Origin of the sequence: Cyclobacterium lianum, assembly GCF_900143075.1 — a bacterium.
Lineage (GTDB): Bacteria > Bacteroidota > Bacteroidia > Cytophagales > Cyclobacteriaceae > Cyclobacterium > Cyclobacterium lianum.
This window is the reverse complement of record NZ_FRCY01000005.1, coordinates 246,936-264,028: the sequence shown is the minus strand read 5'-3', so window position 1 is coordinate 264,028 and position 17,093 is coordinate 246,936. Positions and strand designations below refer to the sequence as shown.

The following is a 17,093-nucleotide window of genomic DNA, read 5'->3' as shown; positions in this document are numbered from 1 at the left end:
AAAAAGTTTGCAGTCTTTTACCAAAAAGGAGACGGAAGTATTGAAAATCCTAGTCATTTCTCCCTTACCTTTGTTACTTGTACCACATAATATGGCAACATTAAAAATGAGGAGACTTTCAGCCGGAGTCTTCTTTTTTCTTACGGGATTGTGTTTTTCTTCCTGGGCGTCCCGCATTCCTGATTTTCAGGAGCGGTTTGAGCTCAGTGAGGGACAATTGGGATCGATATTGCTGGGGATGCCGTTGGGCTCTCTCCTGGCCCTGCCGATGGCCGCCTGGGCGGTCTTTAGGTTTGGCAGTAAGGTGGTGGTGCTGATTGGTATGTCTTTTTATGTGCTCGCACTATTGGCCATCGGGTTGTCGCCGGCCGCGCTGGTTTTGGCAACAATGGTTTTTATTTTTGGAGTAATGGGCAACATGATGAACATTTCATTGAATACCCAGGCCCTGGGGATAGAAAAGGACTATGGACGGAACATCCTGAGTTCATTTCACGGATTGTGGAGCCTGGCCGGGTTTTTTGGTGCAGGTATAGGCGCCATAATGGTGTATTTTGAATTTTCTCCGGGAGAGCATTATTTATTGGTTTTGTTGATAGGAACCCTACTGATTGGGTATTTTCAAAAGGGAATAGTTTCTGAGCCTGAAAACAGAGAAACAGCTGGGGGCGGGTTTCACTGGAAGAAACCAGACAAGGTGATCATCCAGTTGGGGATGGTAGGATTTTGTGGCATGATGTGCGAGGGCTGCATGTTTGATTGGTCCGGAGTATACATGGCCAAAGTGGTTCAGGCCCCATCGGGCCTGATTCCGACTGGATACGTGGCCTATATGGGGGCAATGGCCATGGGCAGGTTTGCTGCTGATAAGCTGGCCAACAGGTTTGGCAAAATATTGGTGTTACAGTTTTCTGGAATGGCGGTTTTTGCCGGTCTGATGTTGGCGGTCTTGCTTCCCAATATTTGGACAGTGATACCGGGTTTTCTGATGGTAGGTTTTGGGACAGCAGCTGTGGTGCCCCTGACCTATAGCCTTGCAGGAAATGCTTCCAGCTATTCGCCGGGCATCGCCCTGGCCATGGTATCCACCATTTCTTTTTTCGGGTTTCTGCTGGGGCCTCCCATGATTGGGTTTATAGCCGAATGGGTAGGACTACAGGGATCTTTTGCACTGATCTCATTGGTTGGACTGCTGATCTCTTTCTGGGTATGGCTGGGTAAAGAAAATTTTTCAGTTGCAGTATCCTGAATATCAATGGTATATAGATTAAGAAATGTGGCTATTGGTTTTTAAATTTTTATGCTTATTTTTACGAAAATTTATTACCCAACCAAATCGGTAGGTTTTATAGAATAAAAGAACAATAGCATGCAGGAGTCATTGGTTTCAAAAAAAATATATTCAAAAGAAGAAATAAAGGAATTGAATGACAGGTACCACGACCTGAGCGTGGAGGAGAGGGTACGACAATTGTACGAGGACTTTGAAGAGCGTGAGGTGATGTTGACGAGTTCATTTGCCGCCACTTCGGCATTGCTGCTAAGTGTCTTCTCCAAATGCAACCCCAAGCAAAAAATTTATTTCATCGATACGGGATACCACTTTCCCGAAACCCTCGAATACAAGAAAAAGCTTACCGAGTTGTATGGCTTGAATGTGGCCTCTGTGAGTGCGGGAAAGGAGGATCATGAGTATACAAGTACCAATCAGACCTGGAAAACAGATCCGGAACTCTGCTGTTCTATCAATAAAGTAAAGCCCCTGGAGCTCATCAAGAGCAAATTTTCTGTTTGGGTATCGGGTCTGATGCGATGGCAAAGTGACCACCGTGCCAGTCTGGATATTTTTGAGGAGCGCGGCGGAATTTTGAAATTTTACCCTTTACTGGATGTGACAGAACAGGAGCGGGACCAATATATAGAAGAACATCAGCTGCCCTTTCATCCCCTGATTGCATTTGGCTACCATTCCATCGGATGTAAACACTGCACCGTACCGGGAGAAGACCGCAGCGGCAGGTGGAACAACAGTCCCAAAACGGAGTGTGGATTACATTTATAATCATTGCCAGCGATCCTTCCGGACCAGCTATGGAATTTTAAGCGTAAATTTGACACAAAGCCCATCCATTTGTTGGATGGGCTTTCCTTTTTCTATAATTTTCGCGCGCAAAAAATCAATAATTTATGATAAGGCCCCTTATACTCGCATGCATGATCTCTATAATACTGGCTTGTAAGCCGGAACGAAAAGTTGAGGTCATTGAAAGCACAACTTCATCATCCCTGGACTCTCTAAGCCAGACGCTGGGCTGGCCGGAGGAGTTGGCAGTCCAGGCTTTTTCCGGACCGGAACTGACCCCCAGCCCGGCCTGCCTCGCGGTGTCACCTTATGGGGAAGTATATGTAGGGGTGGATGCTATCGGCTCTCTCGGTAAAACCCCAGGGAAAGGAAGAATAGTCAAGCTGCTGGATGTGAATAACGACGGTGTTGCCGATGAAAACACCGTTTTTGCAGAAGTAGACAATCCCCGGGGGATCATTCCACTGGGGGATAAGCTATTTGTGTTGCATACTGTCTTTTCCATGGAAGATAGTCTGGCCACTGGTATGGATCTGGTGGTTTTTGAAGACAAGGATAAAGATGGTGTGGCTGATGGTCCCTCAAAGCCATTGATTCAGCACATTAGTTCACCAAAATTTTTGCAGGGAAGGGGAACAGACCATGCCACAAATGGCATTCGCCTGGGTATAGATGGCTGGATTTATATTGCCGTAGGTGATTTTGGATTTCATGGGGCGGTAGACCGCGAGGGTAATGAAATGACCATGCTTGGAGGCGGAATACTGCGTGTTCGCCCCGACGGTACCGAGATGGAAGTGTATACCCATGGTCTGAGAAATATTTACGATGTGGCGATTGACCCCTACATGAACATGTTTACCAGGGGCAACACCAATGACGGAGGAGGTTGGAATATCAGGTTTATCCATCAGATCCAGACCGGAGAGTACGGTTATCCGGTCTTGTTCAAACATTTTACCGAAGAGATCATTCCGGCACTTGTGGACGTAGGAGGTGGATCCGGTACCGGCGCACTATTTATGGACGACGAGCGCTGGCCCGAGGCCTACAATAATGTGCCCATGATGGCCGATTGGGGAAGAAACCAACTGTATATACACAGGGTGACGGCAGACGGACCGTCCTACACCCAGGAGGAAGAAGAATTCTTTAAATTGCCACAGATCACTGATCTGGACATTGATGGCTCTGGAAGGATGTTTATGGCAGCCTGGGATGGTGCAGGTTACTCAGGAAATGATGAGAAAGGGTTTGTCGTGCGGGTGGTGCCCAAGGTACTCGAGTTTAGTGAGATGCCTGATCTTGTTTCTGCCGATGAAGATGATCTCGCTGAGCTGCTTACTGAAGGCAGTGCTACGGTGCGGCTGTATGCCCAGCAGGAGCTGGTGAGGCGGGGCACCGATGAGGCCGCTTCAGAAGCCTGGGAAATCGCCAGCGACGGACAGGCCCCCGATTATGCCCGGGTGGCAGCCATGTATGCATTCTCACAGATCAATGGAGTGTCAGGGCTTGACGATATGATGGGCTTATTGGACGATCCTGCCATGAAAGAATACGCCATCAGGGCAGTTACTGATAGAAAGGCATATTTAAACGAATTGTCCATCGAGCCTTTCGTTGAAGCTTTGGCTGATGCCGACCCCAGGGTGAGGGCCGCTGCGATTATCGCGTTGGGCAGGATCGGAGATGTAGCTGCCGTTTCCCACCTAATGGAGATCGAAGTGCCTGATTCTTTTCAGGCGCCGGCATTCGGTGAGGAAGGCCCTCATGCCCGTCCCAACGCAGAAATTATTATACCTCACCTCGCTGTCAGGGCACTGGTTCAATTGGGTGCAGATCAGGAAATTATTGAGGAAGTGGGCTCAGGAAACTCAGATCTTGCCCTCTGGGCATTGCGGTACATGCATACGAAGGAAGCAGTGGAGGGGCTGATCGCCAGGTACAATGGTGCTGGTACTGAGGATATGGAATTGAAAAATGGTATCCTTACGGTATTGGCCAGGCTATACACCAAAGAGGCTCCGTATGATGGTTCCTGGTGGTGGGGTACACGGCCCGACACCCATGGTCCCTATTACAAATCGGTGCTTTGGTCTGCATCTCCCAGAATTAAGGAATTGTTTCAACAACTTTGGGACAATGGTACTCAGAATGACAAGGATTTTATTGCCATGTTGAACCAGAAGAATCGAATGGGAATAACCGAATTTGGTGGGGATTATACGGTAACAGAAGTTCTGGAAGAACCTGAGGTAGATTTGGAAAAGATCAAAAACCAAAAAGGTCAGATCGGAGAGTCATCCATCGAGGATATTTTGTTGGCCATGCAGGAGATAAAGGGTGAGGCCGTAAAAGGGAAAGCCATTTTCGAGCAGCAAGGATGCAAAGCGTGTCACAGTATAGAAAAAGGGGAACAAATGAAAGGGCCTTTTATGGGGCAGATCGGCAGTATTATGACCCGGGAGCAGATTGCCGAATCCATTTTAAAACCGGACGCCTCTATTTCTCAGGGATTCGCCACAGTGATGATCAATACGAAAGATGACAAGACTTATGTTGGATTTGTTACAGAAGAAAGCGCGGATCGTCTGGTGATCCGAAATATAGCAGGCCAGGCATTTACGCTTTCTGCTGATAATATCAAGGACCGGGAAGAAATGGAAAATTCCATGATGCCGGCTGGGCTGGCCAATGCCTTGTCATATGAAGAGTTTGCTTCGCTGATCACCTACCTTTCTGAGCAAAAATAAGTGGGAGGAAACATTATTCAGGAAAAAGGGCTTGCACTAATCGGCAAGCCCTTTTTTGAATGTGTTCGAATTACGAGTAGCATTAAAAGAAGCTTTAGCCATACTGTAAACTCCTTTCTGCAGGAGCTGATTTTTGACAGTCTGAACGGGTACCAGAGCAAATTGCTGACCGCAACATAATGTCTGGACGTGATGTATTCGCTTCGAATCAGATCGCTTCCCTGCGCTCGCGATGGCGGTAGCGTCTACATGGTTTTTGACCCCAAAGAAAAAGGTTCAGGGACCTAACCGTATACCCGGGGCTATTCTTTTAGCTGTGCTATCTGGTGATTTTCTTTTTTATTTTATCAAGGAGTTCTGAACCCTTATTTTCTCCTTCATCTTTATTGAAGTGGTCATCTCCGATCAGGAGCGCGAGGGGCTGCAGGGGGATATAGTTTTCGCAAACCACTTTTAGCATCGCTGCAAAGGGCAGAAACAACACCATACCGGCAACACCCCAGACGGAGGCACCGATGATCAGGCTAAGGATCGCTGCAAATGCGTTCACATTTACACTGCTCCCCACTACCTTGGGGCTTAGGAAGTTGCTTTCGATCACCTGAACAAGCCAAAACATACCGGCTACAGCAAGTGGTACCCAGAGTTCATCTTTTGACATGAAGGCGTAAAGGACCGGAATACCGGCGCCGAGGGTGGTACCGATATACGGAATAATGGAAAGTGAAGCCGCCAGAAAGCCAAACAGAAAAGGGCTGTCCAAACCGATGATCCACAAACCTGTGCTATTGGCCAGACCCAGGATCAGAATCAATGTAAGCATGCCTGAAAGATATTTTTGTCCTACCTTCTGGATTTTCTGAAGCATCTTTAGGTATTGGTTTTCTTTTTCCGCCGGCGCAAACCGCATAAAGGCACTCACCAGACCTTCTTTATAGATCAGGAAGAGAAAGGTATAGATGATCATGGTAAAGAGTCCGGTAAGGATACTGGCGGTGCTGCTGAAGGTTTTCCCCAAAAGTCCGGCTGCTCCTTCTTTGATCCAGGCCTTTCCGTCTTCCAGCAACTGGTCTTTATCGAAGTTTCCCAAAAAGCTCATGTTTTCGTTTACGTATACCACCGTATCGGTGAAAATGGACATCAGTTTATCTCCAAAATCAGTCAATTGATCGGATAGAGCAATGATTTCAGCCGAGAAAAAAGTCAAAACTCCTGCGAGTATCAGAAAAAATGACAGCAACACGGTAATGGCGGCTCCAATGTTTCCAAATCGCTTCGTTTTTAACCACTTGTGCAGCGGGTGCAGGATGAAAGCCAGCAATAGGGCAAGTCCTAAAGGTATGAGTATAGACTTTGCCACTACCATAATAGCAATGAGCAAGGCAGCAAAGGCCAGGGTGAAAAACAGGTGTTGAAAGGAAAGTTGCATAGCAATGATTTAGCAGTTGTATACTTTTGCCCGAAGGCCACTTTTCCGGCAGATTTCAGAATAAAAGCCCAAGGGTGCCTTTCTGTCAATCGCTTCGGTTAAGCGGTTATGCTTAAATTAATTTTGGTCGCACAATTCATTTATCTCCAAAATCAATACCGGAAAGATAGAAAAAAATAAGATAAAAAGGTTTTACACCTTTTGAAACGAACACCTGTACGGTACGCCGAATAGGGCAGGCGGTAAGGCAGTTTTCTATAGCTGATCGTTTTTAAACCAGAAAACCTGAATTTTACGATCAGGCCGAATGTTGTCAACAGGTAACAGTTGGGGATATTTGGTACAGCCTTTGGTGCATTTCAAAGGCATCAGATTTTGCTACAGATAAAAGAAATGGGAATCAAAAGAAACAAGACATGAAGATTTTATATTATTTTTTACTATTTGGATTACTCACAAGCTGCACCGCAGCGGAGGTCAACCGCTTTATTCAGGGAGCAACGGAGGCGACCCTGACGGAGCAGGACGTGAGTAACGGACTGAAGGAAGCCCTCATTAAAGGTATTTCCACAGGTGCGGATCTGGCAGCAAAAGAAGATGGTTTTTTCAAAAATGATCTGATCCGCATAGCTCTTCCCGCCGATGTGCAGCGCGTTGAGGGCACATTGAGGCGCATTGGATTGGGTTCTGAGGTTGATCGGGTCATTCTCACCATCAACAGGGGGGCTGAGAATGCAGCCAGAGAGGCTAAGCCCATTTTTATTGATGCGATCCGCCAACTCACGGTGCAGGATGCCTGGGATATATTGAAGGGAGATGAGGATGCTGCTACCCAGTATTTACAGCGTACCTCTACAGACAAATTAAAAGTCTTATTTGCCCCACATGTACAGGAGGCGCTGGATCAGGTGGGTGCTACGCGATACTATGGAGACCTGGTCAACGGTTACAACAGCCTGCCCACCACTTCCAGAAAGCTGGATCCCAACCTGAATGCATACGTGACAGACAAGGCAATTTCCGGACTCTTTGAGTTGATTGCAAGAGAAGAAAAAGCAATCCGCGAAAATCCTGCTGAGAGAACAACTGCGCTCCTGCGTAGGGTTTTTGCCGCTCAGGACAATTGATTCCTACCTCTCTCACATTCCTTACTGGCATTTTTTTGTAACAGGCTGACGATGAAATCGACCGGTTGAAACCTGGACTAGCTTGTCTGTGAACAGAAATTAAGTCCAAAGTGGCATTTGTCAGATAGACTCGCCGGCAAGTTGTCAATTAAAAATCCTAAAATTAATTTGGTGGTTTCTATTTTTTTATTAATTTCATAACCGGAAATTGGTCTTCCTATCATTTATTAGGAAATCCAACTATCCCAAAAAGGCACCTGGTCTTTTTTGATCCGCGGAGGTTGAACCCGGATCATAAAGGTTTTTCAATTTATTCAAGATCATCATTTTAATATTCAAGGTCCGGAGATAAAACCAACTCATCCGGATTGTTGCCGATAGGTGGAGTTTTTTATCTGAATCCTACTGATACTTCAGTATAGCTTATCGGTTGTCGATTCCTGTTTCAGGTATTGCATGCAGGCGGGTCGTTGGCATGCATTGACCAATTTATCCTTTCACTTAAATCGATCAACTATGCGTATTCGTTCATGGGCGATGGTGATTTTTTGTGTCTCCGTCTGCTGTCAGCTCCGGGCGCAGGGGCCTGTAGAGCTCATGCGCCAGCTAAACCCAAAATTCCGGCAAAAGACTCCTAACGTTGCCGCTATGGAGAAATTCGGTAATTACCCGGTCAACCTTTATACCGGTCTGCCGGATATATCCATATCCATTTTTGAAATCACAAGTGGGCCCTTGAAAGTACCCATACGCTTGAGTTATCATGCTTCAGGAATCAAATATACAGACCAGGCCAGTTGGGTAGGGTTGGGTTGGTCATTGTTGGGAGGAGGTTTTATCTCGCGCAATGTTCACAACAAACCGGATGAAAACAGTTTTCTCCGAAACGCCAATGATTACTCAATCGCCAGTGCCCCGGATTGCAATAACTACGAATACAAAAGGCTGTCAGTAGCTATTATCGATCGCGAAGCCGATCTCTTTTCGTATCAGCTTCCCGGAAAAAGCGGAAAGTTCTACCTCAGACAGACCGGGGCAGAACCCTTTTTATTTCCAAATGTACCATTGCGAGTATCCCACAGCCAGAATCTGGACGAGTTTGAGATTGTAGATGAAAATGGTATCATTTATCTTTTTGGCAAAAGCAGCAACGATGACCAGGCAACGGAATACATTACCAGCGGAGGGACGGAAGGACATGTGGCCACCTGGTATCTGATGGAAATGAGGGCTCCGGACACGGACGATTTCATCTCTTTCTCCTACCAGAATGTGGGCAAATCCTATCAGCAGGCTGTCAGCAATAGCATGACATTGTTGGATGACTGTAGTTTTTTGCCCAACAATGAATTGGATTGCCCCCAAATGGATACCAATATTGCTACCCTATACACCAGTACTTCATCTACCCAGCTGGGGCTGTCCGAAATCAGATTCAAAACGGGCATGGTTAAATTTGTTTTGGGCTCTAAAAGACTGGACCAGCCCGGGCTCAATCACCTGGACCGAATTGAAGTTTACGAAAGGACCGGTGAAAATTATCAATTGATTAAACAATACGAATTTGACCTGGATCAATATTTCCAGGACCGCAGGCTCAGCAAAAATTACAGGTTGAAGCTGGATGCAATTCGGATAAAAGATGGGGTAAATACAATGATTGGCAGTCATACATTTGATTATTTTACAAATTACTTTTCCTGGGATAAGCCCAATAACAGCTATAGGATTGATAATTTTGGTTATTTCAATAACAAGCCCAACGCTGACCTTATCCCCCCAACCGAGGTGGATCTGACTACGGGGTTTACCATTCCTTTTGGAACAGCGGACAGAAATACCGATACCACCTATTTGAAAGAGGGTGTCCTTAAAAGAATTACCTATCCTACAGGCGGCTATTCCGAATTTGAGTTTGAGCCGCACCAATACCAGATTCTGGATAAGACCTACTTTGCCGGAGGACTCAGGATAAAAAGAATCAGGAGAAATACCGGATCCGACACCCTGGTCAAAAACTATGTTTATGGAGGTAATGGCCCCGGAGCAGGATTCAGGAATTTTATTTTGGACGATTTTCTTTATTCATATACCAGGTATTTCAAAATAGGAACGCAAACATCCTCCCTGCGCTATAGAAGCAGGGTTTATTATTCTAGTGCCGTGACGGGTAGAGGCTATGAAGAATGCCCTGTTGTTTACCCCGTTGTAACCGAATATGAAAGCGGAGAGGGTAACAATGGAAGAACGGTTTACGAGTTTGATGATAAGTTGCACATTCCGGATAGAGTAATTGGATATCCGTTTGGTACTTCCACCAAGCCGTTTATCAATTCCATGGCCTGGGCAAGAGGTAAATTGACGCGCAAAACTGTTTACGACAACAATGATGAGGTTTTGGCCCAAACTTCCATCCAGTATAAAAATTACAGGGAAGATGAGCAAGCGGTAGGCCAAGGTGTTTTTCAATTTGTCCATCAAAATGGCAGTATGGGATACCCTTATTTCGAGATGTGCAGGGAAAATCAGGTGATTTATGACGCCTATGAATACATTGTTAGCACACAACTGCAAAGCACCGGTATATACCGGCAGACCAGAATCGAGGAAAGCTTGTTTTCTCCGGGACAAAAGAATTTTACCCGCCTTACCGAAATAGAATACGATCCCGAATTTTTGCAGGTAACCAAAGAAAAGAGCTGGGTCGTGGGCAGCTCACTTTCAACCATTCAGGTAAATCGGTACGTCACCGATTTTCGAAATGGAGGCAAAAATTCAACTGGCGAGGCTTTTATTTGCCATCAGATTTACCAGCAGAATAGATTGCAGGTTCCCATCGAAACCTATACGGTTGTCATAGATGGAGATCAGGAACGTGAGCGGGTAGTCTCCGGACAGATCAATACTTACAAGGAAATTTACCCCGGTTCGGACAAATACAAAAAAAGTCTTATCTATTCTCTGGAAACTGCCAGCCTTTTGGATTTGGGTAGCTATTCACCGGCTGAGTTTGATACCTCCGGAAAATTAGTCATCGACGAGCACTACCGGCCCGGATTGAGTTTGGACCAATACGATCAATCCGGAAATCTGGTTCAAATGACCAGAACAGCAGGTCGTCCCATCAGCTTTCTATATGGATATGCAGCCGCTTTACCTGTGGCAATAGCAGAGAATGCGGCATGGCCACAGGTTGCATTTTCCTCCTTTGAGGGCAAGGAAAAGGGAGGATGGAGCTATACCGGGGATGGCCTGGTACCGGAGGCCGGTACTGCCAAGGCTGGTAAAAAGGCCTATTTGTTGTCTAAAGGACCGGTGTCTGCTACAGCAGACGGTGCAGCTGAGAACAAGGTGTATAAATTGAGTTTTTGGGCGAAAGTCGCTTCAGGGGTCCAAACCTGGTCATTTATGGGGCAGACAGAAATCCTGGACAGCCAATGGACGCTGATAGAAAGAACAGTGACCCGACCCGATATTTCGATAATAGGCGATAGGATCTATATTGATGAACTCAGACTTCATCCGGTCGATGCGCAGATGACCACTTTTACCCATGCTCCTTTAAGAGGCCTGACCAGCGTAATGGACATCAGGAATGCCGCCAAATACTATGAATATGACGCATATGGGAGACTGGCGTCTGTGCGGGATCAGGATGGTTTTCTGACAGAAATTTATGAATATGCTTACATCATACCCTGAGGAGCCTATGAAATCGATATGCTTATTGATTATTTACCTGTCTCCGGTGTTTGGTCTTGCTCAGGAAATGGCAGATCTGACAGGTGTGTGGGAGCTTGACCTTGACCGGCAAGTGCGGGAGCTTCAAAAAGATCCGGACAGCAAATTTACTGCAATGCCCGGACCTGTTCAGGAGATGTTCCTGAAATCGCTGGAAACAAGAAAATATATTTTTTATGCTGATGGTAGATTTGAAGCCTATTGGCTTTTGGGTGGCAAATCCCATGTACTTGGAGGAACCTGGGAATTTAAGTTTCCGGATAATTTGAGCCTGTCGCTTGAGAGCGGGCAGGATAAAAAATATGCGGTTTCATTTCAGAAGGAGATCTTAAAGTTGATTTCCGGTGAAAAAACAGAAAATGTATTGCATACCCTTTACCTCAAAAGAGAAGTGCCATGAAAATACTTTTTAACGTTTTCCTTTCTTTTTCGATCGGTTCCCTTTTTGCGCAGGTGAACGTAACTGCTGTTAAAATTTCCGGTCCTGCTTCAGTAGAAATCGGTGAGGAGGCTGTCTTTACGGTGAACTTTCATACCGAAGGGTACCGATTGAATGGTCCGGTAAATGGCAGTTATAATTGGATGCATAGCGGCGGACAGTCTGTACATTCCGATATTTCCGGTCTCCGGTTGACCTTCGAAAATGCGGGAGACCATGAAGTTTTTTATGGTTACAGTGAATTCGGCAGTTATTTTTATGACAGCAAGACCGTAACGGTCAAAGGCCGGAGTATTTGTCCTCAGATCAGCCCCTCAGCCCCGGAGGTTACCCTGATCCGAAAAGGCAGGGCCAGGTTGGAAGCCAATCCAGCTCCTGATGGCTTTGCCTATCGTTGGTTTGATTCAGACCAGATAAGCCAACTTTCAGCTAGCAGGAAGTTTCTCACTCCCCTACTGACCAGCAGCAAAATCTATTACCTGGCTTACCAGGACAAGGCGACAGGTTGTATGACCGGCAAAGTGCCGATTCGGGTAAATGTGCTCCCCGAAAACCGGAACCGGATCAGCACTTATCAGGCTAGAAAGCCCATAAGGTCCGTGGCCGATTTATTGGAAAGTGCAGGGGAATCGGCCTATCAGTCCAATACCTATTTTGACGGTATTGGCAGGGTCGAACAACTGGTAAAGGTTCAGGCTAACTCAATTGGCCAGGATCTCGTAATTCCCCTGGCTTATGATGAGCTGGGCAGGCAGGCACTGGAATTACTTCCGTTCCCCGCTGAGGGCCAGCAATCGGGGCTTTTTAGGGAAAATGCATTCGACCAGCAGAGGGATTATTACCGGAAGACCTTTGGAGACCCTTTCGGCTATCAGGAAACTGCATTTGAATCCTCACCCTTGAATAGAATGGCTAAGAAAGCAGCTCCCGGAAAGGACTGGAAGATGGGTACTGGGAAGGAATTAAAGTTTAGCCGAAGAGCCAATACGGTACAGGATGGGGTAAAGTGGTTTGAGGTGAACGAACAGGGCCTTCCGCAACTCAGGGGAGAATGGCCTGCGGGCAGTCTGTGGGTGGAGATTACCGATAACGAAGATAACCTGCGCACTTTGGTCTTCACCGATCGGCAAGGAAGGGAGCTATTAAAAAAGACCCAGCTTACTGCCAGCGACGAATCGGGAGGGCACACCGGCTGGCTTAGTACTTACCACGTGTTCGATGATTTTGGCCATCTCAGAGTGGTCATGCCTCCGAAAGCTGTTGAGATTCTTAATGCCAAAGGTTGGCAATTGTCTGCAGATATTACCCTTGCCAATGCCCAATATTTTCGGTACCGGTATGACGGTAAAAGGAGGGTGGTGGAGAAAAAGCTTCCAGGAAAGGCTGTTGAATACCTGTTGTATGACCGATTGGACAGGCAGGTGGGTTTTCAGGATGGGGAACTCAGAAAGGAAGGCAACTGGCAGTATATCCTGTACGATGCATTTGATCGGCCGGTGAAGACCGGACTGACCACTGACAGCAGAAGTCAGGATGAGATACAGCAGGAGCTTGACAAGCAGCTTGGCATCATACACCTGCAAAATAACCGGAAAACAGGCAAAATAAAGTCCGGCAAGCACTTAGTTTCCTCCAGATACACTGGTCATGAGGCGTTCCAGGCTTCTGAAAGCATCATTTTGCGCCCTGGGTTTCATTTTAGAGCCAGCGGGAATAGCAGTTTTTCCGGCACCATAGCTGAAGTGGAAAATACGGAAAATGCTGTTTTCCCAAAAGAAGAAGGTGAAATCCTTACTTTGAACTACTATGACAAGTATGAAAATACACCTGCAGGAAAATACAAACAGGCGGCTGGTTTCCCCCCTTCCCCTTCCTCCCGTACTACAGGATTGTTGACGGCAACGAAAGTCAAAGACCTGGAGACTGGCAGGTATTATACCAATACCTACTTCTATGACGACAAGGGTAGGGAAATACAATCCATTGAAGAAGCACCCCTGGAGGGGACCATCAGACGCTCGATCCGGTACAATTTTGAAAATCAGGTGACGGAAACCCTTACCGAATTGAGCCGGCCGATTCCTATGAAAATAAGTAAATATTACTCTTATGACCAGGCAGGGCTGCTGACCAGGATCAGCCAGCGTATAGGCGATGGGGACCTGATCACAATTGCAAATTACAGCTACGATGCATTGGGAAGGAAGGCAGCAGTCCATTTCTCCTACATTCCCGATGCAGCCCAGGAATACAGGTACAACATCAGGGGTTGGCTTCAGGAAATGAGGGGGGCATCATCCGGGCTTTTTTCTCAGACGCTGACCTATCAGGAAAGCGGGAAAAGATGGGATGGCAACATTACGGGTTCCAGATGGTCTGGAATGGACAGTACTGTGCGGCAGTACGACTACGGCTACGATAAGACAGGTAGACTGCTGAAAGCCGACTACAGTGTCGCTACCTCGGCCGGGGAAAATAACCGGTATTCGCTGGATCATATCAGCTATGATGCCAATGGAAACATCAAAACCCTGAAAAGGAGAGGCGCTACCAGCGAAAATCAATTTGGGCTGCTGGACGATCTGCATTACCAGTACGAGAGTGATCCCAGACTGGGCGAGTTTGGCAACCAGCTCACACGTGTCATGGATGACCAGTCCGGCCTCGCCCATATATCAGCTGATTTCAAACCCAAGCCATTTCCCGGACAGTATAGCTATGATGCCAATGGAAACCAGCGGATCAATCAGGACAAAGGTATTTCCGATATTTCCTACAACCTGCTGAACCTGCCGGAAGAGTTTACCTTTTCCAATGGGGATCAATTGAGGTATGCTTACGACGCAGAAGGGCGCAAGCTAAGAGAGACATTGTATCGCAAGGGAAAGCTGATAAAGGATACGCAGTATATCGGAGATTTTGTTTTTGTTAATGGCCGGTTGGACCACCTGCTCCATGAAGAGGGCCGGGTGGTATTTGAATCAGGAAAGGCCATCTATGAATTTTTCCTCAGGGACCACCTGGGGAATGTGCGGCAGGTTCTCCGTGCACCCCAAACCGAAAGGGTTACAGCGACCATGGAAATGACCAATGGCAAAACGGAAGCCGAAGCCTTTGGTCAGATTGCGGCCAGCAGGCAGCTGGGCCCGGAGCACAATACGACACCCGGAGGAACCCAGGTTGCCTGGCTGAATGCGAGCCGGGGCAGGCTGCTGGGGCCCTCCCGCCGGCAGGAAGTAGGCAAAGGAAGCAGACTCAAGCTTACCGTACAGGTCAAATACGAGGATCCTCGCAAAAGCAGCGTTCTCCCGGAGGATTTTGTAAAAATGGGTGTCCGGGAAGGGTTGATTGCAGATCTGCGGGAATTTGGCCTGGCCGGATCAGTCCCAACCAGCTTGGGAGTCTTTCAACTCGTAGACCTGGTGATCCGGGACCTGCAGCAAAAAGAAGCACCGGAAGCTTATATGATGTATGCCTTGTATGACGGGGAGGGCAAACTTTACGAAAGTGGCAAGGAGTTGCTAAGCAAAAAAGCAGCCAATGGTCACGAAAAACTGGAAAAAGAGCTGTATATTAGTCAGGAAGGTTATATGGAAGCCTTCCTGGTCAACGAAACATCAGAAAACGTCTGGTTCGACGATTTCACCGTTGAGACGACCCCTTCTCCCGTCGTTCAGGAAACCCACTATGACCCCTGGGGCTTGGAATTGACCGGCCTGGGCTACCGAAGAGAGGGGGTGAAGGAGAACAGGTATTTGTATAATGGGAAGGAACTGATAGAAGACCTGAACCTTAATTTGTACGATTACGGGGCGAGGTATTTTGACCCTGTAATAGGCCGCTGGACCAGCCCGGATCCCATGGCCAGCGAAAGGGAATGGCTCTCTCCCTACAATTATGTACAGAACAATCCGCTGTTAAGGATTGATCCGGATGGGATGCTGGATGAGTATAATTATAATATTGATTCGGGGGAAATTGAATGGGTAAGTGATTTAGGAGGCAACGAAGTTCAATTTGTGAATGTGGTTAATAGTAAGGGCGAAAGGTTGGGCCGTGGTAGTGTTTCAGGCAGCGAAGTATATGTCTACAGGTTGAGAGAAAGCGTGGTATTAACGAATTTCGATGCCCAATTCGATGATAAATCATATAACAGGAAAAATGGTTACCAATATTCTTTGGCTGATTTCCAATTAAGAAACGAATACAGGAAAACGGACAACGTATTTGGAAGTTTTATAAACAAGGCTGAAAAGGAAGGTAAAGCACAGCCAATTTCTTCTAGAGATGATGAGATGAGGTTCGGATATTTAACGAGTAGGCTTAAGATGATGGGGTCTGCAATTGAGTTGGGGTTAACACTAACAGATCCTAATCCGACAGGCAAGCCATTCATTGTCGGGAGTTCACGGTTTTTTTCGCAAACGGTCGGAGCAACTGGATCGCAAGGAGTTAGGGCATTGACTAATTCGAATTCAAATTGGAATGCCTTCTTGAAAGCAAATACTGGAAAATACAGTGGAGCAGGTTGGCAAAGAAGAGCTGCGGCTGACTATTATAAATCTTCATTTTATAAAAAATGATTAGAGTGCTGATCATATTCATTTTTTGTATTCCTTTTTTAGGCTGTTCAAATGAGTATTTGGACAAAAAGGGGATGGTTATTGAAAGTCATGTGGTTCCTGGGCCTAGGGGGTTTGGATTTACGGATGTGGCGCAAATCAGTTTTGAGAACAATGGCACTCTAGATACAATAACAATAAGGCATACTGGAATCAAGTTAAACACGGGAGATTCGGTACTATTTAGTTTGAACGTGAATAAACCCCGAAGTTCTAAATTGAAGCAGATAGCATTTAGGCACAATGGTTCTGAGGCTTATATTTCCATAGACCCAAAAACAGAAAAACTGTATCAATATTATGTTATTGACAAAAAGCCGTTATTCCAGGGAGCTATGAGCTATATGGAAAATGACAGTTTGGTTCCTGAGTTTTTGAAAAAAGAACTATTACAAATCCAACCGGAAATTTCCGGTCGCAATGCAATATACCTGATAATTGATGAGCAGGGCAAAGCATTTGTGGAAGAGATAATAATGGCTGATGACACAACTGAAAAAAATTTAAGAAAGATAATTGAAAACATGCCATTATTTGAACCGGGGGAGCATAATGGAGTAAAAGTCAAGGTTTCCTACTTGGTAGAAATAAAATAAAAAAATTATTTTTTATTCTTTCAATATACAGAATTAGGTGGCTGCTCTTTCCTTTTTCTGAAATAAGGATTTAATAAATGACAGGTTCTATGATATTGTACTGGAGGTCCGTTTTTATAGACAATTCTTTATCTAACTAAAATCAACGATCAATAACTATCTCCTGTAGTTTGCATCAGCAAGTACCTTCAATAGAAATGTGGCTTTAGCCCATTCCTTGAAATTGGAGTTTAAATCCCCTGGCTTTAGCCAAAATTTATGCCCATTGTAAAGAAATGACTGAAGCTCCTAATTTGTACAAGA

9 protein-coding genes are annotated in these 17,093 nt (G+C 46.1%); 8 read left to right on the top strand and 1 reads right to left on the bottom strand.

Annotated elements, in window-relative coordinates:
• The first annotated feature begins 106 nt into the window (after positions 1-106).
• The 3 genes from BUB19_RS10335 (at position 107) to BUB19_RS10325 (ending at position 4,836) form a co-directional block, all read left to right on the top strand.
• On the top strand, positions 107-1,249 hold the full coding sequence (locus BUB19_RS10335) for an MFS transporter (protein WP_245802824.1): 1,143 nt from the start codon (positions 107-109) through the stop codon (positions 1,247-1,249).
• Between the two features lie 120 nt (positions 1,250-1,369).
• Positions 1,370-2,062, top strand: a complete 693-nt coding sequence (locus tag BUB19_RS10330; protein ID WP_073094456.1) for a phosphoadenylyl-sulfate reductase — start codon at positions 1,370-1,372, stop codon at positions 2,060-2,062.
• A 152-nt stretch (positions 2,063-2,214) separates the two neighbouring features.
• The gene (locus BUB19_RS10325; protein ID WP_245802823.1) at positions 2,215-4,836 is read left to right on the top strand and encodes a DUF7133 domain-containing protein; all 2,622 of its coding nucleotides are present in this window, start codon (positions 2,215-2,217) and stop codon (positions 4,834-4,836) included.
• Between the two features lie 319 nt (positions 4,837-5,155).
• Here BUB19_RS10325 and BUB19_RS10315 read toward each other — a convergent pair whose 3' ends face one another.
• The gene (locus BUB19_RS10315) at positions 5,156-6,265 is read right to left on the bottom strand and encodes an AI-2E family transporter (RefSeq protein ID WP_073094453.1); all 1,110 of its coding nucleotides are present in this window, start codon (positions 6,263-6,265) and stop codon (positions 5,156-5,158) included.
• A gap of 416 nt (positions 6,266-6,681) precedes the next feature.
• Between BUB19_RS10315 and BUB19_RS10310 the strand changes: the two genes are divergently transcribed.
• The 5 genes from BUB19_RS10310 (at position 6,682) to BUB19_RS10290 (ending at position 16,790) form a co-directional block, all read left to right on the top strand.
• A complete protein-coding gene (locus BUB19_RS10310; RefSeq protein WP_073094452.1) occupies positions 6,682-7,392 on the top strand; it encodes a DUF4197 domain-containing protein in 711 nt (236 codons plus the stop codon).
• 516 nt (positions 7,393-7,908) lie between these two features.
• Positions 7,909-11,094: an RHS repeat domain-containing protein gene (locus tag BUB19_RS10305; RefSeq protein ID WP_143155999.1), complete on the top strand. Its 3,186-nt coding sequence runs from the start codon at positions 7,909-7,911 to the stop codon at positions 11,092-11,094.
• Between the two features lie 7 nt (positions 11,095-11,101).
• Positions 11,102-11,533: a hypothetical protein gene (locus BUB19_RS10300; protein WP_073094450.1), complete on the top strand. Its 432-nt coding sequence runs from the start codon at positions 11,102-11,104 to the stop codon at positions 11,531-11,533.
• Entirely contained in the window at positions 11,530-16,155 is a 4,626-nt protein-coding gene (locus tag BUB19_RS10295) for a DUF6443 domain-containing protein (protein WP_073094449.1), read from the top strand. Before BUB19_RS10300 ends, BUB19_RS10295 begins: the two co-directional genes overlap by 4 nt.
• On the top strand, positions 16,152-16,790 hold the full coding sequence (locus tag BUB19_RS10290) for a hypothetical protein (protein WP_073094448.1): 639 nt from the start codon (positions 16,152-16,154) through the stop codon (positions 16,788-16,790). Before BUB19_RS10295 ends, BUB19_RS10290 begins: the two co-directional genes overlap by 4 nt.
• The last annotated feature ends 303 nt before the right edge of the window (positions 16,791-17,093 follow it).

Excerpts from the sequence above, each read along its gene's own strand:
- BUB19_RS10335 (WP_245802824.1), top strand. The coding sequence starts at position 107 with ATGAGGAGACTTTCAGCCGGAGTCTTCTTTTTTCTTACGGGATTGTGT.
- BUB19_RS10330 (WP_073094456.1), top strand. The coding sequence starts at position 1,370 with ATGCAGGAGTCATTGGTTTCAAAAAAAATATATTCAAAAGAAGAAATA.
- BUB19_RS10325 (WP_245802823.1), top strand. The coding sequence starts at position 2,215 with ATGATCTCTATAATACTGGCTTGTAAGCCGGAACGAAAAGTTGAGGTC.
- BUB19_RS10315 (WP_073094453.1), bottom strand. The coding sequence starts at position 6,265 with ATGCAACTTTCCTTTCAACACCTGTTTTTCACCCTGGCCTTTGCTGCC.
- BUB19_RS10310 (WP_073094452.1), top strand. The coding sequence starts at position 6,682 with ATGAAGATTTTATATTATTTTTTACTATTTGGATTACTCACAAGCTGC.
- BUB19_RS10305 (WP_143155999.1), top strand. The coding sequence starts at position 7,909 with ATGCGTATTCGTTCATGGGCGATGGTGATTTTTTGTGTCTCCGTCTGC.
- BUB19_RS10300 (WP_073094450.1), top strand. The coding sequence starts at position 11,102 with ATGAAATCGATATGCTTATTGATTATTTACCTGTCTCCGGTGTTTGGT.
- BUB19_RS10295 (WP_073094449.1), top strand. The coding sequence starts at position 11,530 with ATGAAAATACTTTTTAACGTTTTCCTTTCTTTTTCGATCGGTTCCCTT.
- BUB19_RS10290 (WP_073094448.1), top strand. The coding sequence starts at position 16,152 with ATGATTAGAGTGCTGATCATATTCATTTTTTGTATTCCTTTTTTAGGC.